This is a genomic window from Aeromonas sp. A600620 (genome assembly GCF_029479985.1).
GTDB lineage: Bacteria > Pseudomonadota > Gammaproteobacteria > Enterobacterales > Aeromonadaceae > Aeromonas > Aeromonas veronii_A.
In genome coordinates this window covers 97,722-121,288 of the sequence record NZ_JAAKXB010000012.1, presented here as the reverse complement: position 1 = coordinate 121,288, position 23,567 = coordinate 97,722, and the positions used below count along the sequence as shown (strand labels likewise).

Here is a 23,567-nt window from a genome sequence, read left to right as displayed (position 1 = left end):
CTTTAGAAAATCGGGGGCTCGGGCACTTTGCTGCCAGCCTGGAGGAAATCGAAGTCACAGCCCTGATCGGCCTGGGTCACATGTTGTTGATAGAGTGCGGCATAAGAGCGTTCATAAACTTTGTGTACCGGTTTGAGCGTGCGGCGGCGCTCGGCCAGCTCTTCATCACTGACCAGCATGTTGAGGCGGCCATTGGCGATATCGAGCTCGATGAGGTCACCGGTACGTACCAGTGCCAGTGGGCCACCAATGGCCGCTTCAGGGGCAACGTGCAGGATACAGGTGCCATAGTGAGTACCGGACATGCGGGCATCGCTAATCCGCACCATGTCGGTGACGCCTTGTTGCAGCAGCTTTTTCGGGATCGGCAGGTTGCCCCACTCCGGCATGCCCGGCGCGCCGACCGGGCCGGCATTGCGCAGGATAATCACTGATTCCTTGGTTACCTCCAGGGCGGGGTCATCGATGCGATCCGAGAGCTCTTGATGGCTGTCGAAGACGATGGCAGGGCCCTTGTGGTGGCGCAGTTCGGGTTTGGCGGCAGATGATTTCATCACAGCCCCGTTGGGGCACAGATTGCCGCGCAATACTGTCAATGCACATCCACGGGAGAGCGGTACCACAGGGTTATCTAGCGAGCGGATCACGTTGTCGTCATAACAGGTCGCGTTGGCAATCCACTGTGCAACGGGACGATTGGTGACCCCGATCGCATCGAGGTGGAGGAATGACTCCACCTTTTTCAGCTGGGCCATCAGACCGCCGGCGAAGAAGAACTCCTCCATCAACTGATCACCAGAGGGAAACAGATTGGCCAGCACAGGGACTTCCCGTGCCACCGACTCCATGTCTTCCAGAGTGAGGTTGATGCCCGCCCGGTTGGCCATCGCAATCATGTGGATCGCGGCATTGGTGGAGCCGCCGAGCGCCATGTAGGCTACTACGCCATTGAGGAAGTTGGCTCGGGTCAGCCAGCGGGAAGGTGTGTGATCATGCCACACCATGTCGACGATGATTTGGCCGCATTGGGCTGCCATCTGGACGTGTCGCGAGTCAGCGGCGGGGATGGAGCTGGCCCCCGGCAACATAAAGCCCATGGCATCGGCGATGGAGGTCATGGTGGATGCCGTGCCCATGGTATTGCAGGTGCCGATGGAGCGAGTCATCGCCCCCTCCAGTTCGATCCAGTCATGCTGGGTAATGGCCCCCAAGCGTAATTGATCCCAGAACTTCTTGGTATGGGTACCGGCACCGGTGACATGACCGCGCCATTTGCCGCTCGACATGGGGCCTGCGGGGCAGAAGATCACTGGCAAGTCCATCGAAATGGCGCCCATCAGCAGGGCTGGCGTGGATTTGTCGCAACCGCCGAGCAGCACGGCCCCATCGATCGGATGCTGGCGCAGCAGCTCTTCTGCCTCCATCGCAAGAAAGTTGCGATAGAGCATGGTGGTCGGCTTGACCAATACTTCCCCGACCGACAGCGCGGGCAATTCAACGGGGTAGCCTCCCGCGGCCCAGACGGCTCGCTTGACGGCCTCGGCGCGCTCACGCAGGTGGCTATGGCAGGGGCTCATTTCACTCCAGGTATTGATGATCCCGATCACGGGCTTGCCCATGAATTCGTCGCGGTTCAAGCCACTTTGCTGACTGCGCTGACGGTGAGCGAAGGCACGGATGGTGTCGGGGGCATACCAGCGTTGGCTACGCAGCGCCGAGATATCGAGCTTGGCCAGGTTTTCACTGTTGAATGACATAGGAATAGCGCTCTCTTTGTCTGATTTGATTAAGGATTAATTCAATAAAAACAGTATGTTAAATTCAGCCGTTCTGACCTGCGCGAAGAGGATGGCTGTCAGGCGATGGAGTAGATTGCTCATTTATCCGGTGATGGGGTCTCCGGGGAGAAGCAAGGGCATGGCGTTGTGCCAGCTCCCGGACGATCTGTTGATAGCGGGCATCAGTGAGCGGGTAGAACAGCAACATCAAGGCTGCAGCGCAAATCAGGGCGCAGATCGGGTAGAGAAACATCAGATTGGCGATGCTGCTTTGGGTCTCGGTGCTTTGCGTCGCGTTGGGAACATAGCCTGACCATGCCAGCACCAGCCCGGGAATGAGGCCCGCAAGCGCGGCCGAGCATTTGCGGCAGAAGGTCAGACTGCAGTAGACCAGCCCCTCGGTGCGGATGCCGGTTTTCCATTCCCCATACTCGACGGTGTCAGAGATGAACGCCCAGTTGAGACTGTTGACGAAAGCGGATCCCCACAGGGCCAGGGAGGTGAAGAGGATGTAATCGAGAGCACTCTCGCTGTAGAGGTAGTTGAGCAGGTCACCGCATATCCACACGCCAATGCCGGCCAGATAGACAGGCAGTTTGCCAAAACGGTGCACGGCAAAGGGGACCAGCAATACACCCAGGTAGATACACCCTATGCTGATGAAGCTCATGTAGGCGATCATCGATACGTCGCCAATCACATATTGGGCGTAAAAAACCTGAACAATCAGCTTGGTGTTGAACGCTGCTAGCGTCAGCAGATTGGCCAGCGCCAGGATGCCCAGCGGACGGTTTGCCAGCACGGCCCGTGCGTTGGTTTGTACTGCCGAAAACCCCGATTCGTTGACAACCGATGGCAGCACATGGCGTTCACGAACTCTGCTGTAGCAAAAGAGTACTGCTGCTGCCCCCATGACCGAATAAATCAGTACCGCAACGCTATAGCCGACCTGTGGTTTGTCAAACAGCAATACCAGCGGCATGAACCCCACCGAGCAGAGCAGTAATCCGGTATTGGCTCCGCCCTGGCGCCAGGCGGCGAGCTCGGCTCGGTCCTGGAGTCGCTTGGTGAGGGCCGGGACCATGGCGCCATAGGAGGCATTGCCAAAACTGTAAAAGGCACCAAACATCATGAACAGCAGGGTAAACAGTACTGTTTTAGCGATGACCGGGAGCTCAACGCTGGTAAACAGGGCGGTGTTGATAAGAGCCAGTGGCACTATGGTCCAGAGCAGGAAGGGGCGAAATTTACCTCTGGGGCCGAGCTCGGAACGATTATCCAGCACGCTGCCGGTCACCAGATCGGTGCAGGCGGTAAAGAACTTCGAAACCAGAAAGATTGCTCCGGCCCATGCTGCCGGAATGGCTGCCACATCGGTCAGGAAGATCAGCAAATAGAGAGTTGTGCAGTTGAGCAGGAAGTTATAGCCGAGATCACCCACTCCGTAGGCCATCTTTTCCTGCCATGCCAGACGGTCACTTGCCACATTGCGATATGTCATGGGATCACATCCTTGAAGAGAGCAACAGCGTAGCCAGCACGCCGCTGCCAGTTGCATGAGAGTCAGCTTTGGGTGGTCGCCACACGGCGGGCACCAAGGCTGGCGATGATCTCTTGATAGCGCTGCTCGTTGAGGGTGTAGAAGAGGGCCATCACCAGTGCCGTTACGATGGCCAGGCTTGCCGGGTAGATGAAAATCAGTCCGGTGATCCCGGCTTTGGCGGCATCGGTTTGCTCCACATTGGGCATGTAGCCAACCAGTGCCAGAGCAAACCCGGGGACGAACCCTGCGATAGCTTGCGAACACTTTCTAAAGAAGGTCATGCCGCAGTAGACCAAGCCTTCGGTACGGGTACCGGTTTTCCACTCACCGTACTCAACGGTATCTGAGACAAACGCCCAGTTAAGGCTGTTGACGAAAGAGGTGCCAAAGAACGCCAGCGAGGTGAACAGCACGTAACTCATGACGGTGCCACCGAACAGGTAGTTGGCAATGTCGCCGGAGATCCACAGGCACAATCCGGCCAGATAGACAGGTTTTTTGCCAAAGCGACGTACCAGCGCAGGCACAGACAACACCCCGAGGTAGATGCACCCCATGCTGACAAAGCTCATGTAAGAGACCATGGAGACATCACCCAGAATGTACTGGGCGTAGAAGACCTGCACGGTGAGTTTGACGTTGAATGCGGAGAGGGTCAGCAGGTTGGCTACTGCCAGCACCAGCAACTGGTTGTTCTTGAGTACCGCCTTGAGCCCCTCCTTGATGGTGGGCTTCTCGACTATCTGGTCAGGGTCATTACCTATGATGGTGTGGTGTTCTTTGACGTTGAGGTAGCAAAAGAGCACCGCCGCCAAGCCGACCGAGGTGTAGGCCAGGGCTGCCACCATGTAGCCGGTCTCCTGGGATTCAAACAACATGGCGATGGGCATGAAACCGACGGTGGCTAACAACAGGCCGGTGTTGGCTCCGCCCTGACGCCATGCTGCCAGCTCTGCGCGATCCTGAACATTTTTGGTCATAGAGGGCACCATGGCGCCATAGCTGGCATTGCCCAAGCTAAAGAACAGGCCAAAGGCCATAAAGCAGACGATGAACAGGGTGGTCTTGGTCTCGCTGTTGAGCTCAAAATTGCAAAACAGCAACATATTGCAGACAAACAGGGGCACTATGGTCCAGAGCAGCATCGGACGAAACTTGCCGCGAGGTCCGAAGCTCTTGCGTGTGTCGAGGAAAATGCCGGTGCCCAGGTCGGTGAAGCCGGTGAACACTTTCGCCACCAAAAAGATGACGCCTGCCCACGCCGCATTGATACCTGCTACATCGGTCAGAAATTTAAGCAGGTAGAGGGTGGTGATATTCAATACAAAGTTGTAACCAAAATCGCCGACGCCATAGGCAAGTTTTTCCCTAAAAGGCAGTCTGCTTTCGATATGCGCCTGAACAACCATTTTATTCTCCATAGTGTGGAACCCATCCGGCACGACAATAATCGTAGCGATGCGATTGCGGGCGCAAGGGTGATTGTTAAAAAGTGGGATCCAGATCGAGAGATTGCGCTGGTGGTTAAGGATTCTCTTACAAATGGTGTTTGCAAACGAGCCAAACGTTTTCGTGTGGCGAGTGTTGATTGGTGATCGAGATCGCTGTTTGGGTTTTACGCGATTGAAATGAAATCGTAGCGCTATTATTGTGTTTGCGAGCAAGCGGGGATGGCCCGACTAAACAGGAGCTTATGCAATGCAACTCGAATTTTCGTCACAGGCGTTAACGATTCAGCACCAGCAGCAGTTGTTATTTTCTCATCAAGCGGATGCCCCGGCGTTTTATATAGGTAAGGGCCGGGAAAAAATGGAAATTTATCGCGGCAATTTTGATATCGAAGACTATATCGAGTCTCGCGTCGCATTGACTCATATCGAACAGGTTGACAACAACCTGTTCGTTTTTGCCCCGAATGCCTTGACCCCGGCTTTGCTACAGGTGGCTGTGGTGTGTGATGGCGATGATGTGATGCTTTATCCGACCATACTGGACGAGGCATATAACCGCTTTTGGGTCAGATTGCCGGCCGAACGTAAAGAGCATGTCTGGGGTTGTGGCGAGCAGATGTCCTATTTTGATTTGCGTGGCCGTCACTTTCCGTTGTGGACCTCAGAGCCCGGTGTTGGTCGCCATCCCCACAGCGAGATCAAATGGAAAGCCGATGTGATGGGCAAAGCCGGTGGGGATTACTACCACACCAACTATCCGCAACCCACGTTTGTCTCCTCTCGCAAATACAGCTGCCATATCGACACCACCGCTTATGCCGATTTCGATTTTCGTCACGAAGGGTTTCATGAGCTGCAAGTGTGGGCGATCCCGCAGGCCATCGAGTTGCGCACCGCAGAGAGCTATCTGGGCATTATCGAAAAACTGTCTGCCCGGTTTGGCCGCCAGCCCAGGTTGCCGGAGTGGGTTTACAAGGGGGCGATCCTTGGTCTGAAGGGGGGGGAGGTCAATACCTTCAGTCGTCTGGAAAACGCCCTTGACCATGGTATCAAGGTTTCGGGTCTGTGGAGTGAAGACTGGTGCGGCTTGCGGGTCACCTCGTTTGGCAAGCGCCTGTTCTGGGACTGGGATTGGCAGCACCATCAGGATCGCTACCCCAATCTGCCCGCCAGGATCAAGGCGCTCAATGACCAGGGCATCGAGTTCATGGCCTACGTCAACCCCTACCTGTGTGAAGATGGCAAGCTGTTTCCAATCGCCAAAGAGTTCGGCTATATGGCGCTGGACAAGGATGGTCAAGTTGCGCTGGTCGACTTTGGCGAATTCTATTGCGGCTGTGTCGACTTTACCAATCCAGACGCCATGGCCTGGTTCCGTGATACCGTGCTGCGTAAAAACATGCTGGACATGGGGATCAAGGGGTGGATGGCTGACTTTGGCGAGTACCTGCCGACCGATAACATCTACCTGCACAACGGTGTCGATGCCAAGCTGATGCACAATGCCTGGCCGACTCTGTGGGCCCAGTGCAACGCAGAAGCGATCGCGATGAACGGCCAAACCGGTGATGCCCTTTTCTTTATGCGAGCCGGTTACACCGGGGTGCAGCAATACTGCCCGCTACTGTGGGCAGGCGATCAATGTGTCGATTTCAGCCGTCACGACGGTCTGGTTACGGTGATCTCGGGGGCGCTCTCCTCCGGTATGTTGGGGAACGCGTATCACCACTCGGATATCGGTGGCTACACCTCACTGTTTGGCAACCGTCGAACCAAGGAGCTGTTTGACCGCTGGGTTGAAATGGCTGCCTTTACCCCAGTCATGCGTACCCACGAAGGTAACCGCCCTGATGAGAATTTCCAGTTTGACCAGGATGGCAGCACGTTGGCGCATTTTGCCCGGATGACCCGAGTTTATTGCCACCTGACTCCTTACTTGCGTAGCCTGGTGGATGAAGCGGCCGAGAAAGGGTATCCGGTTCAACGTGCCCTGATGCTGCATTTTGAACATGATCCCGAGACCTACGTCATACAGGATCAATACCTCTATGGGTCAGAGTTGCTGGTGGCACCGGTTCACCAAGGGGATGTGCGTGAGTGGACAACTTACCTGCCTGCAGGTGAGCAGTGGACGCATGTCTGGAGCGGCCAACGCTTTACAGGGGGCCAGCGGGTCACTCTGCCTGCACCGATTGGCCAGCCCCCGGTGTTCTATCGTGCCAAAAGTCCCTGGGCTTCGCTGTTTGCCGAGCTAAAGGATCTGGCGTAAATCGCACCGGCGTTCGCCATAGAGGATGCGACCCAGATAACCCATGGCCGTGACAATGTTCACGGCCATTATGTTTCACCAGAGGAGCAGAGCAGCATGATTGACACTCTTGACGTTGTGCAAAACCCCAGCCAGGACGACATCGATTTTTTACGAGACAACCTGATCAAAACCAATCGTGAGTTTGTCGGTGAACAGATACGTCGCCCACTTGCCATCTTCTATCAGGATGAGCAGATGCGTCGTGCCGGAGGATGCAGTGGCCATACCTACGGTAACTGGCTCTATATCGAGTATCTGTGGGTGGCCAGTAGCCTGCGGGGGCGCGGTGTAGGAGGCCGGTTATTGGCAGCAATGGAGCAGGCTGCCCTAGAGCGCGGCTGCCGTTTTTCACAGCTCGATACTTTTAGTTTTCAAGCAAAGCCTTTTTACCAAGCGAGGGGTTATTCCGTCGTGATGACGTTGGAAAAGTGCCCGGTGTTTCATCAGCGATATTACTTAACCAAAATCTTGTAGCGCTGGCAGTGACTGGTGCCCTGCTTAAAAATATCTGACGCAATGGATAGTGTTCTGGTAGATACATGGGGGGCATTTATCTTTATGGGCTATTTATCAAGGCCATGGTTTTGTGATGGTTCATGGTGTGACTATATTGGCTTGGTCACAAAACAAACCGGGTACTCTGTCTGGGGATCAAGTCAAATCCGGCATCAATGATCTCGCCTTTATAATCGGGATCGCGAGCCATCCGCAACATCATAGATGCAGCTTGGCTGGCAACAGAGTGAATATTGATATTGATACTGGACAAGGTCACGGGGGCCAGATAGCCGCTGCCTGGAAAATCGCCAAACCCGATGATAGATAGTTGCTCTGGTACCGGGATATTGCGTGCAATCGCCTCCATCAGCAATGCAGTACCAATGGTATCGTTTGATGCAAAAATGCCGTCGAGTTTGCGCTCTTTGAGCAGTGTCTTGATGAGTAGTTCGCGTGTGGCGGGGTAAATATTGTCGCTGTAAGGGATTTCGACCAACAAGGGATCCATACCCGCCGTCTCAAGTGCCTGGCAAAAGCCGCTGTAGCGGCTCTGCGCACGCACGTCATCGTTAAAACGGGTCGTGAAATAGGCAATTTTATGGCAGCCGGAGCGTATCAGGTAAGATGCGGCATCGTAACCCACCTGAAAATGATCTATACCGACCTGCGCGACAAACGGACTGGCTTCACCGATTTGCCATGCTTGAACCACAGGCACCGCACTGTGCTCCAGCATACGAATCGTAGTATCACTGTGCTTCGCGCCAGTGAGGGTTATGGCGGCAGGAGACCATTGTAAAATGGAGCGGATCTGCTGCTCCTCTTTTTCCATTGAGTGATCATGAGATGCGATATAGAGCTGAAAACCTGCATCACTCACGATATGTTCAATCTGCTGGACAAAGGTACTAAAGGTAATATTGGAAATGGAAGGAACGATAATTGCCATTGCCGAGCTTCGCCCGGCAGTAAACTGACTGGCAATTTTGTTGTGCACATAACCCAATTCATCAATGGCACGCTGAATTTTATGGCCGGTATTGGCTTTTACCTTGTCTGGATGACGTACATAAAGTGAGACTGTCGAGGGGGACACCTTGGCCAAGGCCGCGACATCATCAAGCTTGACGGTTTGTTTGCTTCTCGAGGACACGTGTTCTGCTTCCTGATTGGTTTTACTCGGCTCGACATCCTTCGTTATCTGAGGGAAAAGCCATCCAATAATCTCCCGACATGTATTTAAGTGTATAAAAAATAAGGCTTAAATAAAAGTGATGATTCGCTGTAGGAGGTGCGTCGGCAATTCGGGTTACTTGTATGGTAATTAGATTTTGGTTAGCCATTACAAATAAAAACGTGTTGCCAAGAGCGCTTGAGCGTTTTGGCATCCAATGTCGAAAAATGAGCCTCTTTAACTGCCATGACCCATGGCAGTTAACTGTTCAAATAAACACCGCACCACATGGTGAAGGGTGGTTACTTCAGGGTATGAGTATTTAGTGTTATGGGAATCGGTAGTTCTCATCAGCACTCTCTGCAATCGTCTAATGGGTGTTACAACCGCGTTGGATAGCTCACCGTTCAGTGCCTGGGACGTAGCGACAACCACTTGGCAGGGGGGTTATTGAGCGTGTGGCTCTGATGAAGGTAGTGGAGAGACGATCGCCTCCTGCCTGTATTGGCGCAGCAGTTTGAGGAAATCATCCGGTTCCCGATCCAGGCTGCCTACCGGGATCAACAGGTCATAACCGAGCAAGTGGCGCATGCGAATCATCCGTTGAGCCAGCATGGCCAATGCGCCATCGTAGTGCAGCCCTTGCGGGGAGCAAAAGTGACTCTCCTCCAGCCAGTCGATGCCTTGTAAGGGGTCATTTGTATGCACTGGCTGCCCATGGAGCTGCTCATTATGCAGGGCATGCAGCAACACAGGGCGCTGCTCTGTCAACAGATGCACGGCCAGTCTGGGAGTGATCAGTGTCAGAAACTCGTCATACTGTTTTATCTTGAAACCGATATAGGGCAGGGGCTGGAGATCCCAACCAACATGGATTCTGGGTTGATCGATACGCTGGATGTTGTGCCACCTCAGTGCCCAGCCGCCATATTTGTGGTGATAGTGGAGGGAGTGCTGGCATAGGGAGAGGCTGATCGGGGGCTCATTGAGCTTGAACCAGCCTATCAAGGTTATCATCATGCCACTCAGTAGCAACAATATATAGGCCGGGAGCACCGGGCCTTCCACAAGCAACCAGAGTAGTAATAGCATCAGGCTGGTGATGAGCCCCCCGGCCCAGATCAGGGTTAGTCCGTTTCGGCGGACCAGAGGCTTTATATGTTGTGTCTCCATTTAACCTCCTTGTCCTGATGAGGGGAGCGATCTTTTATTACACCACCCGTTTGTCTTTGACCAAGTATAAGCGCCGCGTTTTTGCGCTGGCCAGCAAAGCAAATGGCAGTCATGGGCCGGCTCGGGTATAGTCCTGCGCCATTGGCTTTATCCTGTTTTGCTGACCCGTCGTGGCCCTAGTGGTGGCGAGGGGCAGGCCTGTGTAAGGAGTGTTATGAAGTTCAGTCCCCTGCTCGATGAGATGATGAAAGCCCTGCAGGTATTGCCGGGGGTGGGGCCTAAGTCTGCCCAGCGGATGGCCTTTACCCTGCTCGAGCGTGAGCGCAGCGGCGGCTTGCGGTTGGCCCAACTGCTCTCTCGCGCCCTGACCGAGATTGGCCACTGCAGCCACTGCCGCACCTTTACCGAGAACGATCGCTGCGATATTTGCGCCAATCCCAAGCGGGAAGAGAACGGTCTGCTCTGCGTGGTGGAGAGCCCGGCGGACGTGGCCGCCATCGAGCAGACCGGCCAGTTCTCCGGCCGCTACTTCGTGCTGATGGGCCACCTCTCGCCGCTGGACGGCATAGGCCCGGAGGAGCTGGGACTCGATATTCTCGAGCGCCGCCTGAAGGAAGAGCACATCAGCGAACTGATCCTCGCCACCAATCCCACCATCGAGGGGGATGCTACCGCCTGGTATATCGCTGATATGGCCCGTGCTGCCGGGGTAGAGGTGAGCCGCATCGCCCACGGTGTGCCGGTGGGCGGAGAGCTGGAGCTGGTGGATGGCACCACGCTCTCCCACTCCCTGATGGGGCGTCAGCGCCTCAAATAAGGGGCGGGATAGGGCTGTATCATTGCGGCTTGATCAGAAAATCGGCAGTTGAATGGAAAAAGGGGGCGAATGAGCAGGATTGCACATTCGCCCCCTTGATATTTGATTGGCCGTCCCCATCTAGGTTGGGCATATGTTCAACCCGATGTTTCTGAGGATTGGTCCATGACCCAAAGTGTTCATGCCGAAACCCACGGCTTTCAGACTGAAGTCAAACAACTGCTGAGCCTGATGGCTCACAGCCTCTACTCCAACAAAGAAGTATTCCTGCGCGAGCTGATCTCCAACGCATCCGATGCGGCGGACAAGCTGCGCTTCAAGGCGCTTTCCGATGCCTCTTTGTTTGAAAACGACGGCCAGTTGCGTGTGCGCCTGGTGGTGGACAAAGAGAAGCGTACCCTGACCATCTCCGATAACGGGATCGGTATGACCCGTGATCAGGTGATCGAGCATCTGGGTACCATCGCCAAGTCCGGCACCGCCGAATTCTTCAAAAACCTCTCCGGCGATCAGGGTAAGGATTCCCAGCTGATCGGTCAGTTCGGGGTCGGTTTCTACTCCGCCTTTATCGTGGCCGACAAGGTGACCGTGGTCTCCCGCGCCGCCGGCACCGCGCCGGAGCAGGGCGTACAGTGGGAATCGGAAGGGGAAGGCTCCTTCACCGTGGCTGACGTGACCAAAGAGGGTCGCGGTACCGATGTTATCCTGCACCTGCGTGCCGAAGAGGACGAGTTCCTCGACGACTGGCGTCTGCGCTCCGTGGTGGGCAAATATTCCGATCACATCAGCGTACCGGTCGAGATGTTCAAAGAGGGTACCCCGGATCGTGAAGAGGATGGTGAAACCATCGTCGGCACCCCGGGCGAGTGGGAGCAGGTCAACCGCGCGACTGCACTGTGGACCCGCAACCCGAAAGATATCAAGGACGAGGAGTATCAGGAGTTCTACAAGCACGTCGCCCACGACTTTGAAGATCCGCTGCTCTGGGGTCACAACCGGGTGGAAGGGGCGCAAGAGTACACCAGCCTGCTCTACGTACCGGCCCGCGCACCGTTCGACCTCTACAACCGCGAGCAGAAGCACGGTCTGAAGCTCTACGTACAGCGCGTCTTCATCATGGATGACGCCGAGCAGTTTATGCCGACCTACCTGCGTTTCGTCAAAGGGGTGCTGGACTCCAACGATCTGCCGCTCAACGTCAGCCGTGAAATTCTGCAGGACAACAAGGTGACCGCTTCCCTGCGCAAAGCTTGCTCCAAGCGCGTCCTGACCATGCTCTCCAAGCTGGCGAAAGACGATGCCGAGAAGTACGCCAAGTTCTGGAAAGAGTTCGGTAACGTGCTCAAAGAGGGCCCGGCCGAGGATTACGCCAACCGCGAAGAGATCGCGAAGCTCCTGCGCTTTGCCAGCACCGCTGGCGAGGGCGAAGCCCAGACAGTCTCTCTCGAGGATTACGTTGGCCGCATGAAGGAAGGTCAGCAGAAGATTTACTACATCACCGCCGACTCCTATGCCGCTGCCAAGAACAGCCCGCATCTCGAGATCTTCCGCAAGAAGGGTGTCGAAGTGCTGCTGATGTGGGAGCGAGTGGACGAGTGGCTGATGAGCCACCTGACCGAGTTCGACGGCAAGCAGCTCATCTCCGTCACCCGTGGCGAACTGGATCTCGGCGATCTGGAAGATGAAGCCTCCAAGCAGGCGCAGGAAGAGGCCGAAAAAGCTAACGCCGGTCTGGTGGCGCGGGTCAAGAAGAGCCTGGGCGATGCAGTGAAAGAGGTGCGTGTCACTCACCGTCTGACCGATTCACCCTCTTGCATCGTCACTGACGCCTACGGTATGAGCACCCAGATGATCAAGCTCATGCGTGCGGCTGGCCAGCCGGTACCGGAGCAGAAGTACATTCTGGAGCTCAACCCTGACCATGCGCTGGTGAAGAAACTCGACACCATTGAAGACGAGGCTCTGTTCGGTGAGTGGGTCACCCTGCTGCACGAACAGGCCCAGCTGGCCGAGCAGGGCGGGCTGAACGATCCGGCGAGCTTCGTCTCCCGTATCAACCGTCTGCTGCTGCAAGCCTAAGCAGCAACGCCGGTAACAGAAAGCCCACTGCATGCAGTGGGCTTTTTTGATCTCGCCGAGTGAGCTCGGCGAAACACAGCGGCAAGGGAGCGGCCAGCGCCTCTCTATTTGCGGTATTCGTTGTTGTAGTTCTGGATGAGACGGCGAGTCACCTCATGCTGGGGATCGGCAAACACCTTGAGAGTCTTGCCGCGCTCCACCACCCGACCTTCGTGCATTACCAGCACCTCGTCGCTGATATGGCTGACGATGCCCAGATCGTTGGCTACCAGCACATAACTCAGTCCCATGGTCTCCTGCATCTCCAGCAGCAGATTGATGATCTGGGAGCGTACCGAGATATCCAGGGTGGAGAGCGCCTCATCGGCCACCACTATCTTGGGGTTGAGGATCAGCGCGCGTGCCAGCGCCACCCGCTGTTGCTGACCGGAGGAGAGCATCTGCGGATAGAACAGGGCGTGGTCCGGCAGCATCCCCACCATGCGCAGGGTTTGCACCACCTTCTCACGGCGCTCCTCCTCGGTCATCTCGGTGTTGAGACGCAGCGGGGTTTCCAGGATCTGGCCGACCCGGATCTTGCGGTTCAGCGAGGTGTTGGGATCCTGAAAAATCATCCGCAGCAGTTTGCAGCGAGTCTGGTAATCGCCATGCACCATCAGCTGGCCGTCGATGGCGATGTCGCCGCTGGTGGGTTCGATCATGCCAGCCAGAATGCGGGCGAGGGTACTCTTGCCGGAGCCAGCTTCGCCGACGATGGCGAGGGTCTGACCCACCTCGAGATCGAACGAGAGGGGCTTGATCGCCTCCACCGCCTGACGACGGAATAGACCGGTGCGGTTCTGGTAGGTTTTGCTAAGGCCTCTGACCTGCAACAGGGATGGCTCGATCACAAGCGGGGCTCCTTCATGGGGGCATTAACGGTCATCATTTTTTTGGCTCCTCCATGTTCAGCGGGAAGTGGCAGCTGAACTGATGGCCCTTGATCTTGTTCATCAACGGAGTCTGCACGCACTGCTTCTGGGCGTAGGGGCAGCGCGGCCCCAGACGGCAGCCGATGGGCAGGTGTTGCAGCGGCGGGATGACGCCGGGCAGGGTCTCGAGGCGCGACTTGTGGCGCACCAGCTTGTCAAAGTCGGGGATCGATTTGAGCAGGGCATCGGTATAGGGGTGGTGCGGGGTCTCGAGGATCTGCTCCCGGGTGCCCACTTCCACCATCTGGCCGCAATACATCACGTTGATGGTATCAGTCAGATTGGCGATGGCGGCGATATCGTTACTGATGATCAGGATGGTGGTATTACCCAGCTTGTTCATCTTGTCCAGCAGTCGCAGGATCTGGGAGTGGGTGGTGGACTCCATGGCGCTGGTGGGCTCGTCGGCTACCAGCAGACGCGGCTGGTTGGCAATGGCCATGGCGATCATCACCTTCTGGCACATGCCATCCGACAGCTCATGGGGATAGGCGCGCATCACCTTGCGGTGATCCTTGACGCCTACCCGGTGCAGCAGGGCGATGGCCCTCTTCTTGCGCCACTGGAAGCGCTGCCAGAATTGTCCCTCGAACGAATCGGTCGGGATCGCCTCTTCCAGCTGGGTGCCGATCTCCTCGGAGGGATCGAGACAGCTGATGGGGTCCTGGAAGATCATGGCGATCTCGCGGCCCATGATGCGACGGCGCTCCTTGGGGGCCATGGTCAGCAGATCCATATCGTTGAAGCGCATCCGGTCGGCACGTACCGTCCAGTTGTCCTTCTCGATGCCGACGATCACTTTGGCGATCAGGCTCTTGCCTGAGCCGGATTCACCCACCAGACCGCGGATCTCCCCCTCGGTCAGGGTCAGGCTCACCTTGTCCACCGCCTTGACCTTGCCTTGCGGTGTGTCGATCTCGATGGTGAGATTGCGAATATCGAGCAGCGGCATCAGTCATTCCCCTCTTTGAGTGCTTCGCGGATGCCTTCACCAACCAGGTTGGTGGCCAGCACGCTGAACAGGATAGCCATGCCCGGCAAAGTGACGGTCCAGGGGGCGAGATAGATGAGGTCACTCGAATCGGCCAGCATGGTGCCCCACTCCGGTTGAGGGGATTGTGCGCCGAGGCCGAGAAAACCGACTGCCGAGATATCGAGAATGGCCGCAGACAAGGTGCGGGTGGTCTGGGCCACCAGGGTCTCGACGATATTGGGCAAAATAGCCAGCCGCATGATCCTGAAGGGGGGCGAGCCATCGAGCCGACTGGCAATGATGTACTCCTTCTGCATCTCGGCATGCACCGCGTTGTAAGTGGCCCGGATAAAGGGGGGGATCAATGCCAGGGTAATGGCGATCAGGGTATTGCCAAGGCCCGGCCCCAGAATGGCAACCATGATGATGGCCATCAGCAGGGAGGGGATGGAGAGCAGGGTATCGAGCAGGTGGTGCAGCACGCTCGATTTCAGCCCCTTGCTCATGCCGCCGAGTATGCCGATGGCGGAGCCCACCACCATGGCGATCACCACCACGACAAGGGCACAGCCGAAGGTGAGACGTGCCCCCACCACCAGCCGGGAGAGCATGTCGCGCCCCAAATCATCGGTGCCAAGGAAGTAGTCGATATTGCCGGTCGCCGCCCAGGAGGGGGCGAGCAGCAGCCTGTCGGTGTGCTGTTCATCAATACCGTAGGGAACGACCAGCGGCCCCACCAGCGTGATAAGCAGCAACAGCAAAAAACACCAGAGCCCCGCCATGGCGAGCGGATTGCGGCGATAGGATGCCCACGTCTGCTCAAGGGGCGAGAGGATCTTGAGTTCGGGATAGATGTTCGATTTATCTTGCATAGAGTACCTGGCTCCTGGTCACGCCATGAGCGCGTTCAATCCTGTTTGGCATAGAGCTCTTTGCGCCGTGCCGGATAGATAAGGGTGGTCAGCAACTCTGTGCTGACGCTGATCAGAATCACGAAACTGGCCACCACCAGAGTGGCGCCGCGGATGGCCGCGTAATCCTGCAGGGCGATGCTGCTGATGAGCCAGCGGCCGATCCCGTGCCACTCGAACACCACCTCGGTGATCATTGCGGAGGTGAGCACACTGCCCAGTTGCAAACCCAGCAGCGGCAGTACCGGCGGCAGGGCGTTCTTCAGACCATGGCGCCAGACGATCTGCGCCTTGGAAAGGCCCCGGCTCGCCGCCGCCTTGATGTAGTTCTGCTTCATCACGTCGATGAGGGAGCTGCGCACATGGCGGATCACCTCGGTGGTGGGCACCACCGCCAGCACCAGTGATGGGAGAATGAGGTGGCGCAGGGCATCGTGCAGCGCCGCTTGCCGCCAGGGCTCGTTGCTGAGCAGCACATCGATCACCGCGATGCCGGTAATGGGGGGCACGTCGTAGAGCAGGCTGATCTGGCCCGACGCCGGCAGCCAGCCGAGATCCAGTGAAAAGAGCATCACCACCAGCAGCGCCAGCCAGAACACCGGCACCGCATAGCCGATAAGACCGGCAGTCATGATGGAGAGATCCAGCGTCTTGCCCTGTGACAGGGCCGCCAGGGTGCCGAGAGGAATCCCCACCAGCAGCGAGATGGCGAACGCCGCCAGACAGAGGATCAGGGTCGCCGGGAAGTAGTGGCGGATCTCGTCCAGCACCGGCAGTCCGGAGACGCTGGAGAGCCCTAGGTCGCCTGCGAAAATGCGGCGCAGGAAGTCGGGATAGCCGCTCCAGAAGCTGAGCTGATTGCCGATCAGCCGATAGTCCAGCAGGTAGGCGACAAAGGTCAGCGCCAGCAGGGTGATGAGCAGCAGGTTGATGCGGCGCAAGGTGTATAGAAGCATGCTTACTCCCTGTGAGCCTGGTTGAAGGAGGTGCCGCCAAAGGGCATCAGCGTCAGCCCCTCGATGTCGCTGCGGCTGACCTGGGTACGCAAGGCGTGCGCCAGCGGGATCAGCGGCAGCTGTTCGTTGAGCAGGGTCTGGGCATAGTAGTAGTTGCGCAGCCGGAACGAGAGCTGGGGCGTGGTGACCGCATCATCCAGCAACTGATCGAAGGCCGGGCTACACCAGCGGCTGTAGTTGTTGCCGCGCTCCACTGCCGAGCAGCTCAGCAGCTGACGGAAGAAATTGTCCGGGTCGGCGTTGTCGGCAATCCAGCCGGAGAGCAGGCTGTCGTACTGCCCCTTGGTGAGGCGGCTTTCGATCACCGGCCACTCCCGTTGCACGATCTTGAGCTTGATCCCGACCTTGGCCAGATCGCTGCGGATCAGCTGGGCAGTCTTGACCGCATCCGGGTTGTAGGGGCGGGCGTCCGGCTGTACCAGCACCTGCATCTCGAACCCTTTCTCCAGTCCCGCCTCCTTGAGCAGCTGGCGCGCCCGTTTCAGGTCGGGTTTGCGCTCGGGCAGGCTGGGGTTGTAACCCCATGAGAGGGTCGGCAGCAGGCTGTTGGCGGGCAGGCCGGTATCGAAATAGACCGCCTGCAACAGGTTGTCGATGTTGATGGCGCTGGCAATGGCCTGACGCACCTTGACGTTGTTGAAGGGCGGCTTGCGGGTATTGAGGGCCAAAAAGGCGACGTTCATCCCCGACTGGACCGAGAGGCTCAGCGCCGGATTTTGCTTGATCACCGAGAGCTGGCTGGCGGAAGGGGTGCTCATCACGTCGCACTCGCCGGTCAGCAGCTTGGCCAGCCGTTTGGCGGATTTGGGGGTGATGTCGTAGACCAGCTGTTCAATCTTGGCATCGCCGCCCCAATAGCCGGGATGGCGCTGATAGCGAATGAACTCGTTGTGGCGATACTCCTTGAAGCTGAACGGCCCGGTGCCGATGGGGCGGCTATCCAGCAGGGCCGGGGTGCCCGCCTGCAACATCTGCTCGGCGTATTCGGCGGAGAGGATCACCGCATAGTCGCTGGCCAGGGTGGCGAGGAAGGAGGCGTTCGGCTGGTTCAGCTCGAATACTACCGTCTGCGGCCCCTTCTTGCTCACCCGCTTGATCAGCAGATCTTGCCCCAGGCTGTAGAAGTAGGGGTAATCGCCGCCGGAGACATTGTGATAGGGGTGCTGCTCGTCAAGCTGGCGGGCATAGGTAAAGACCACATCATCGGCATTGAAAGTGCGGGTGGGCTTGAACCAGGGAGTATGGTGAAACGTCACCCCCTTGCGCAGGGTCAGGGTATAGGTGAGGCCATCCTCGCTGACATGCCAGTTGGTGGCGAGCGCCGGCTCCAACGCCAGGGTGTTGGGGTTCACCTCCAGCAGGCGGTCGTAGAGCGGACGGGCACTGGCATCCAGTGTCACCCCGGAGTTGGAAACATGGGGATTGAAGGAGAGGGGGGATCCCTCAGCACAATAGATGAGTCCGGTTTTGGAGGCCTCGGGTTGCTTCTGGCAGCCGGTGACCAGCACCAGCAGACCCAGCAGCAAGGGTGTGAGCATTCTCATTGTTGAACCATGTTCTTATAGGGGTTTTGTACGCACGTTTTGATACAAATGTGCCAGCGCGAAGGCTGGCGTGTTGCTGGAGTCGGCATCAACCGCGCTCCTTCACTCTTGTTCTGCATCGTTATCGCCATCCAGCAGCTGATATTTGCGTAGCATGCCACGGAACTGGTGATAGCTTAAGGCCAGCAGTTGAGCGGCTTTGCGCTGATTATACTGGGATTGCTGCATCGCTTGCTTGAGTAAATTAATCTCGTACTCCGCCACCGCCTGCTTGAGATCGAGTGGCAAGGCGAGGGGGGATGCAGATTGTACCTCGCTTCGGGCCTCTTGCGCAGGTTGCGTGACCTGTGGTCGCCAGGGGGAATCAAACGGGTTGAGCACCAGGGTCGAGAGCGGCAACTGGGGATTGCTCTGACGATAGATACTGCGCTCCACCACGTTCTTCAGCTCCCGCACGTTGCCCGGCCAGTGGTAATCCAGCAGTAGCTGGGTTGCCTTGCGCGAGAAACCGGCAAACAGCGGATAGCCCAGCTCCCGGGTCATGCTGTGGGCGAAGTGCTCCGCCAGCATCAGGATATCTTCCCGCCGCTCCCGCAAGGGGGGGAGGGTGATCACATCAAACGCGAGCCGGTCGAGCAGATCGTGGCGAAACTGCCCCTTGTCGGCCAGCGCAGGGAGATCCTCGTTGGTGGCGCAGACCAGCCGCACATCCACCTTGAGGGGCTTGGCCCCACCCACCCGCTCGAACTCGCCATACTCGATGACCCGCAGCAACTTCTCCTGCACCCGGGCGCTGGTGGTGGCCAGTTCGTCGAGGAAGAGGGTGCCGCCATCGGCCCGCTCGAAGCGGCCCTGATGGCGCTTGGCCGCACCGGTAAACGACCCCGCTTCGTGACCGAACAGCTCGGTCTCCAGCAGGCTCTCGCTCAGGGTGGCGCAGTTGATGGTGACAAAGCTTTGATCCCAGCGCGCCGAGAGATAATGTAGGCGGTGGGCGATCAGCTCCTTGCCTGTCCCCCGCTCACCGATGATCAGCACGGGTTTGCGCAGTGGGGCGAGCCGTGAGGCCTGCTCAATGATCTCGAGAAATGCGTTGGATTCCCCCAGCAGGCTTTCCGTGGCCGTGGTCATAGTGATCCCTGTCAGTTGTAAAAGCTGGTCAATCTTACCAAAAGTTGGTGATTTTAATCATCACTTGCGCGAGGCATCTTGCAATCCGGCTATTCTGCCCCATATAAATCAACAAGTTAAATTTTTTTCCAGATTGGCACACAAGTTGCCATTGTCAATGGAGAAACAACGCCATGCCAATAACAGGAGTGCAATCATGAGTATTTTTTCCCGTCTGGCCGACATCATCAATTCCAACCTGACGGCCCTGCTCGACAAGGCAGAAGATCCCCAGAAGATGGTGCGCCTGATCATCCAGGAGATGGAGGACGAGCTGGTCAAGGAGCGTTCCAATCTGGCCCGCTTCCTCGCCAGCCAGAAAGAGATTGGTCGTCAGGTCGCCCGTCATCAGGAGCGGGTCGACGAGTGGCAAGCCAAGGCCGAGCTGGCCCTGACCAAGGGACGTGAAGATCTGGCCCGCGCCGCCCTTATCGAGAAGAAGAAACAGACCGAGTTGTCAGAGACCCTCTACCGCGAGCAGCAGGCGGTCGACAGCGGCATCGAGAAGCTGGGTGAGGAGATCCGCCAGCTCGAAGCCAAGCTGGAAGATGCCCGCGCCCGTCAAAAGGCGATGGCCATTCGCACCGAAGCGGCCAGCAGCCGTCTCAATGTGCAGAGCCAGGTAGCCCGTGGCGAGAGCCAGGCGGTGGTGAGCAAGTTTGAGCGGATGGAGCGTCGCATCGACGAAATGGAAGCGCGCGCCGATCTGGGACAGTCCGACAAGGCGCTGGCGCAGCAGTTTGCCGAGCTGGAAGTGGACGATCAGATAAGCCGCGAGCTGGAAGCCATGCGCCAGAAGCTGGGTCAGGGCGACAGCAAAAGCGAAGGCAAACAGGGGGAGTAACAGATGGAAGATCTGCTGGGTGTATTGATGGTTCCCATGGTGGTCTTCATGGTGGTGGTAGCCCCCATCTGGCTGGTGCTGCACTATCGTGCCAAGGGGCGCATTGGCGCCGGTCTTGCCGATAGCGAGCGGGAACAGCTGCAAGGGCTGCTGGCTCGCACCGAGAAGATGCAGGAGCGAGTGGGCGCGCTGGAATCAATTCTGGATGCAGAAGTACCCGGTTGGAGGAACAAGGTATGAGCAGTGTCAGTCGTGAAGGGCGTAACCTCTATCGCGATCCCCAGCGTGGCAAGATAGCCGGGATCTGCGCCGGTTTGGCTGAGTATTTCGGGGTGGAGACCTGGATCGTGCGGTTGCTCGCCATCAGTGGCCTTATCTTCGCCGGTTTCATTACCTTCACCGCCTATATCGCCGCCTGGTTCTTGCTCGACAAAAAGCCGGTCACCCTCTATTCGCAAGAGGATGCCGACTTTGCCGAGGTGCGGATGAAAGCGCGCAGCTGGCAGGCGGGGATCACCCCTCATCAGGCGCTGGGCCGCATCGCGCAGGAACTTGACGCGCTGGAGCCCAGAGTTCAGCGGATCGAGAAGCTGGTGACCTCCAGGGAGTTCACCCTGCAGCGGGAATTTCGCAAGCTGTAGTTCTTGCTCAAGCACTCAATGTCGATGGCGGCGCCTCCCGTGATGCGCCACCATCGACACCAGCTATCCAGATGCAACCACCAAGGGAGAACGGGTCAAGCCTTGATACTCAATAAACTGGAACAGAAGTTGACTCGCCTGCAGAGCAAGGCGAACGACGTGGTGAACCGGGTGCGGGATCGCCATATCCGGCTGGCGGTGACCGGCCTCTCACGCAGCGGCAAGACCGCCTTTATCACGGCGCTGGTCAACCAGCTGGAACACGCGGCCATCGATGGCCGCCTGCCCCTGTGGGATGCCCTGCGTCAGGGGCGCATCCTCGGTGCCCGCCGGGTGCCGCAGCAAAATGCCCACATTCCCACCTTTGCCTACGAGCGCGGTCTCGACTCCCTGTTTGGCGATCCGCCTGCCTGGCCCGAGCCCACCCGCGGCGTGGCGGAAGTGCGCCTCGAAATTCGCTACCGCACCCGTCACCCCCTGCGCAAGCATCTGGGTGAGATCTCCACCCTCTACGTGGATCTGGTGGACTATCCCGGGGAGTGGCTGCTCGACTTGCCGCTGCTTGAGATGAGCTACGAGAAGTGGAGTGAACAGGTACGCGAGCAGCTGCGCCGCCCCGAGCTGCAGGCCCTTGCCGCCAGCTGGCTGACCCCCGGGTGGCAGGCTGAGCAGCGCTTCGAAGAACGACCGGTGGCTGAGTTGGCCGAGCGCTACACCGCCTATCTGCACGCCTGCAAACAGGAGCTGGGGCTGCACCTGATCCAGCCCGGCCGCTTCGTCTTGCCGGGGGAGTATGCCGGAGCCCCCATGCTGCAATTTGTCCCCTGGGTGTGGGAGATGCCCGCCGGCGAGCCTGCAGATGGCACCCTCTATGCCACCCTCAGGCAGCGCTTCGAGCAGTACAAGCAGCATCTGGTGCAGGGTTTTTATGAGCAGCACTTTGCCGGCTTTGATCGCCAGATCGTGCTGGTGGATTGCCTGCAGCCCCTCAACGCAGGGGCGGCCAGCTTTGGCGACATGCAGCAGGCCATCGCCCGCATCATGGAGAGCTTTGCCTACGGCAAGAGCAACTGGTGGCGGCGACTCTTCTCGCCCCGTATCGACAAGCTGCTGTTTGTGGCGAGCAAGGCCGATCACGTCACCCCCGAACAGCATGGGCCCATGGTCTCCCTGCTCCAGCATCTGGTGCGCAGCGGCCGCGGCCAGGCCCGTTTTGAGGGGATCACCACTGAGTGCTTGGCGCTTGCCGCCATCAAGGCGACCGAAGTGGGCAAGGGGGTGGCCAATGGCCGCGAGTTCCCCGCCATCCGCGGCACCAGCCTGAGCGGTGAGCCGCTGCTGCTCTTTCCGGGGGAGGTGCCGCCCCATATTCCGCCCGCGCAGTGGTGGAACAATCAGGGCTTTGATTTTCAGGCGTTTCGCCCCATGCCCATGAGCCCCCATCAGGCGCTGCCCCATATCCGGCTCGATGCGGCGCTGGAGTTTCTGCTCGGGGATCACCTCGAATAATGGTGTGCGGTCTTGGCACCTGAGCCGAAGGCTGTGCACAGGAGAACAATGCGATGAACGATCAGATAAAAGAGCGGCCACCGCTGCAGGGCAAGGTGATCCTTGAGCCTGCCTTGACGGTGGCCAGTGACGAGCGCCCGCCCGCGCCGGCCCAGCGGCTGGAGGAGGCGAGTTTCGAGCGTCTCGACGAGCTGGACGATTTCACCGAGGTGGAGAGCGCCCTCGTCATCAAACCGCGCCGCCGCCATCGGCTGCTGGCGTGGGGGCTGGGGGCAGTCGGTCTGCTCTCGTTGGGCCAGTATGGCGCCTTTCTTTACGATCAATTCCTCACCACCCCGCTCTGGGGCAGCGCCTGGCTGGCGGCCTCGGCGCTGGTGGCGGCGGGCACCGCCAGCGTGGTGGGGCGCGAGTGGCTGCGGCTGCACACTCTCAAGCGGCGTCAGGATGTGCGCTCGCGAGCAGAAGATCTGCTGGCCCATCAGGGAGTCGGGCAGGGGCAGGCCTTTTGCGAAGGGTTGGCGGTCAAAAGTGGCGACAAGGGGCGCGAGGGGTATCAAACCTGGCTGGCCCAGCTCGACGAGAGCCACAGCGATCGGGAGGTGCTGACCCTTTACAGTCAGCTGGTATTGAGCGAACGCGACAAACTGGCGCAGGCGCGGGTGGCCAAATGGTCGGGGGAGGCCGCTGTGCTGGTGGCGCTCAGCCCGCTCGCCACCGTCGACATGATGCTGATGTTGTGGCGCAACCTGCGGATGATCGAGGATATCGCCGATGTCTACGCCATCGAGCTCGGCTACTGGAGCCGCATACGCCTCATCCGTCAGGTGTTTCGCAACATGCTCTACGCCGGTGCCACCGAGCTGGTGACCGAGGTGGGGATGGACTTGCTGGGCGCCGAGTTTGCCGCCAAGCTCTCTGCCCGCGCGGCGCAAGGGGTGGGGGCCGGGCTGCTCACCGCTCGCCTTGGTCTGCGCACCATCGAAGCGTGCCGCCCGCTGCCCTGGTGTGCGGACGAGAAGCCGAAACTCGGTGAGCTGCGCAAGCGGCTGATCGGCCAGCTGGCGGGGTATCTCAACAAATCCTGATAGCCCTGTCTGCACCTTGCTGCGATGACCCATGCCCCTGTCGTGCTCGCCAAGCCGCAGGGGCATGGTTTTAATCGGC

At 58.2% G+C, this 23,567-nt stretch carries 20 protein-coding genes; 9 read left to right on the top strand and 11 right to left on the bottom strand.

The features are described from left to right. Positions 1–2: 2 nt before the first annotated feature. From araD to G5533_RS15215, 3 genes are all read right to left on the bottom strand, one after another. Entirely contained in the window at positions 3–1,757 is a 1,755-nt protein-coding gene (gene araD, locus G5533_RS15225; RefSeq protein ID WP_441254989.1) for an L-arabinonate dehydratase, read from the bottom strand. Positions 1,758–1,821: 64 nt separating this feature from the next. Continuing rightward, entirely contained in the window at positions 1,822–3,279 is a 1,458-nt protein-coding gene (locus G5533_RS15220; protein ID WP_216953426.1) for a glycoside-pentoside-hexuronide (GPH):cation symporter, read from the bottom strand. 62 nt (positions 3,280–3,341) lie between these two features. Next, the gene (locus G5533_RS15215) at positions 3,342–4,730 is read right to left on the bottom strand and encodes a glycoside-pentoside-hexuronide (GPH):cation symporter (RefSeq protein WP_421207035.1); all 1,389 of its coding nucleotides are present in this window, start codon (positions 4,728–4,730) and stop codon (positions 3,342–3,344) included. 289 nt (positions 4,731–5,019) lie between these two features. Here G5533_RS15215 and G5533_RS15210 point away from each other — a divergent pair, with 289 nt between their 5' ends. Beyond that, positions 5,020–7,041, top strand: a complete 2,022-nt coding sequence (locus G5533_RS15210; RefSeq protein WP_421207033.1) for an alpha-glucosidase — start codon at positions 5,020–5,022, stop codon at positions 7,039–7,041. A 96-nt stretch (positions 7,042–7,137) separates the two neighbouring features. Next, complete coding sequence (locus tag G5533_RS15205) at positions 7,138–7,557, top strand: GNAT family N-acetyltransferase (protein WP_421207032.1); 420 nt, start codon at positions 7,138–7,140, stop codon at positions 7,555–7,557. A 145-nt stretch (positions 7,558–7,702) separates the two neighbouring features. On the opposite strand, the gene G5533_RS15200 is transcribed toward G5533_RS15205, so the two are convergent. Then, positions 7,703–8,734, bottom strand: coding sequence for a LacI family DNA-binding transcriptional regulator (locus G5533_RS15200; RefSeq protein ID WP_421207031.1), 1,032 nt, complete (start codon positions 8,732–8,734; stop codon positions 7,703–7,705). 468 nt (positions 8,735–9,202) lie between these two features. After that, a complete protein-coding gene (locus G5533_RS15195; RefSeq protein ID WP_441254988.1) occupies positions 9,203–9,928 on the bottom strand; it encodes a DUF2982 domain-containing protein in 726 nt (241 codons plus the stop codon). Between the two features lie 214 nt (positions 9,929–10,142). Here G5533_RS15195 and recR point away from each other — a divergent pair, with 214 nt between their 5' ends. Further along, a complete protein-coding gene (recR, locus tag G5533_RS15190; RefSeq protein WP_019444931.1) occupies positions 10,143–10,745 on the top strand; it encodes a recombination mediator RecR in 603 nt (200 codons plus the stop codon). A 165-nt stretch (positions 10,746–10,910) separates the two neighbouring features. Beyond that, positions 10,911–12,824, top strand: a complete 1,914-nt coding sequence (gene htpG, locus G5533_RS15185) for a molecular chaperone HtpG (RefSeq protein ID WP_441254987.1) — start codon at positions 10,911–10,913, stop codon at positions 12,822–12,824. Positions 12,825–12,928: 104 nt separating this feature from the next. Here the strand turns inward: htpG and G5533_RS15180 are convergent, their stop codons facing one another. The 6 genes from G5533_RS15180 to pspF form a co-directional block, all read right to left on the bottom strand. Beyond that, a complete protein-coding gene (locus G5533_RS15180; protein WP_005333681.1) occupies positions 12,929–13,714 on the bottom strand; it encodes a peptide ABC transporter ATP-binding protein in 786 nt (261 codons plus the stop codon). Positions 13,715–13,748: 34 nt separating this feature from the next. Continuing rightward, a complete protein-coding gene (locus G5533_RS15175) occupies positions 13,749–14,747 on the bottom strand; it encodes a peptide ABC transporter ATP-binding protein (protein WP_139429591.1) in 999 nt (332 codons plus the stop codon). Then, positions 14,747–15,640 (bottom strand): ABC transporter permease subunit, encoded by an 894-nt coding sequence (locus G5533_RS15170; RefSeq protein ID WP_421263232.1) that lies wholly within the window; start codon positions 15,638–15,640, stop codon positions 14,747–14,749. The genes G5533_RS15175 and G5533_RS15170 overlap by 1 nt, the downstream gene beginning before the upstream one ends. 35 nt (positions 15,641–15,675) lie before the next feature. Then, positions 15,676–16,635 (bottom strand): ABC transporter permease, encoded by a 960-nt coding sequence (locus G5533_RS15165; RefSeq protein ID WP_429034859.1) that lies wholly within the window; start codon positions 16,633–16,635, stop codon positions 15,676–15,678. Positions 16,636–16,637: 2 nt separating this feature from the next. Continuing rightward, positions 16,638–18,233 carry an ABC transporter substrate-binding protein SapA gene (gene sapA / locus G5533_RS15160; RefSeq protein ID WP_441255005.1) on the bottom strand — a complete coding sequence of 532 codons (1,596 nt, stop codon included), beginning with the start codon at positions 18,231–18,233 and terminating at the stop codon, positions 16,638–16,640. 108 nt (positions 18,234–18,341) lie between these two features. Then, positions 18,342–19,370 carry a phage shock protein operon transcriptional activator gene (pspF, locus tag G5533_RS15155; protein ID WP_441254984.1) on the bottom strand — a complete coding sequence of 343 codons (1,029 nt, stop codon included), beginning with the start codon at positions 19,368–19,370 and terminating at the stop codon, positions 18,342–18,344. A 196-nt stretch (positions 19,371–19,566) separates the two neighbouring features. On the opposite strand from pspF, the gene pspA reads away from it, so the two are divergent. The 5 genes from pspA (at position 19,567) to G5533_RS15130 (ending at position 23,488) form a co-directional block, all read left to right on the top strand. Beyond that, the gene (gene pspA / locus G5533_RS15150) at positions 19,567–20,253 is read left to right on the top strand and encodes a phage shock protein PspA (RefSeq protein ID WP_005361184.1); all 687 of its coding nucleotides are present in this window, start codon (positions 19,567–19,569) and stop codon (positions 20,251–20,253) included. Between the two features lie 3 nt (positions 20,254–20,256). Beyond that, entirely contained in the window at positions 20,257–20,493 is a 237-nt protein-coding gene (gene pspB, locus G5533_RS15145) for an envelope stress response membrane protein PspB (RefSeq protein ID WP_005333672.1), read from the top strand. Further along, positions 20,490–20,894, top strand: a complete 405-nt coding sequence (gene pspC, locus G5533_RS15140) for an envelope stress response membrane protein PspC (protein WP_005333670.1) — start codon at positions 20,490–20,492, stop codon at positions 20,892–20,894. Before pspB ends, pspC begins: the two co-directional genes overlap by 4 nt. Before the next feature lie 102 nt (positions 20,895–20,996). Then, positions 20,997–22,403, top strand: coding sequence for a YcjX family protein (locus tag G5533_RS15135; RefSeq protein ID WP_421310004.1), 1,407 nt, complete (start codon positions 20,997–20,999; stop codon positions 22,401–22,403). A 53-nt stretch (positions 22,404–22,456) separates the two neighbouring features. Further along, entirely contained in the window at positions 22,457–23,488 is a 1,032-nt protein-coding gene (locus tag G5533_RS15130; RefSeq protein ID WP_421310006.1) for a YcjF family protein, read from the top strand. Positions 23,489–23,567 lie beyond the last annotated feature (79 nt).

Coding starts and splice junctions, on each gene's coding strand:
- araD (WP_441254989.1), bottom strand. CDS start 1,757: ATGTCATTCAACAGTGAAAACCTGGCCAAGCTCGATATCTCGGCGCTG.
- G5533_RS15220 (WP_216953426.1), bottom strand. CDS start 3,279: ATGACATATCGCAATGTGGCAAGTGACCGTCTGGCATGGCAGGAAAAG.
- G5533_RS15215 (WP_421207035.1), bottom strand. CDS start 4,730: ATGGTTGTTCAGGCGCATATCGAAAGCAGACTGCCTTTTAGGGAAAAA.
- G5533_RS15210 (WP_421207033.1), top strand. CDS start 5,020: ATGCAACTCGAATTTTCGTCACAGGCGTTAACGATTCAGCACCAGCAG.
- G5533_RS15205 (WP_421207032.1), top strand. CDS start 7,138: ATGATTGACACTCTTGACGTTGTGCAAAACCCCAGCCAGGACGACATC.
- G5533_RS15195 (WP_441254988.1), bottom strand. CDS start 9,928: ATGGAGACACAACATATAAAGCCTCTGGTCCGCCGAAACGGACTAACC.
- recR (WP_019444931.1), top strand. CDS start 10,143: ATGAAGTTCAGTCCCCTGCTCGATGAGATGATGAAAGCCCTGCAGGTA.
- htpG (WP_441254987.1), top strand. CDS start 10,911: ATGACCCAAAGTGTTCATGCCGAAACCCACGGCTTTCAGACTGAAGTC.
- G5533_RS15175 (WP_139429591.1), bottom strand. CDS start 14,747: ATGCCGCTGCTCGATATTCGCAATCTCACCATCGAGATCGACACACCG.
- G5533_RS15170 (WP_421263232.1), bottom strand. CDS start 15,640: ATGCAAGATAAATCGAACATCTATCCCGAACTCAAGATCCTCTCGCCC.
- G5533_RS15165 (WP_429034859.1), bottom strand. CDS start 16,635: ATGCTTCTATACACCTTGCGCCGCATCAACCTGCTGCTCATCACCCTG.
- sapA (WP_441255005.1), bottom strand. CDS start 18,233: ATGCTCACACCCTTGCTGCTGGGTCTGCTGGTGCTGGTCACCGGCTGC.
- pspF (WP_441254984.1), bottom strand. CDS start 19,370: ATGACCACGGCCACGGAAAGCCTGCTGGGGGAATCCAACGCATTTCTC.
- pspA (WP_005361184.1), top strand. CDS start 19,567: ATGAGTATTTTTTCCCGTCTGGCCGACATCATCAATTCCAACCTGACG.
- pspB (WP_005333672.1), top strand. CDS start 20,257: ATGGAAGATCTGCTGGGTGTATTGATGGTTCCCATGGTGGTCTTCATG.
- pspC (WP_005333670.1), top strand. CDS start 20,490: ATGAGCAGTGTCAGTCGTGAAGGGCGTAACCTCTATCGCGATCCCCAG.
- G5533_RS15130 (WP_421310006.1), top strand. CDS start 22,457: ATGAACGATCAGATAAAAGAGCGGCCACCGCTGCAGGGCAAGGTGATC.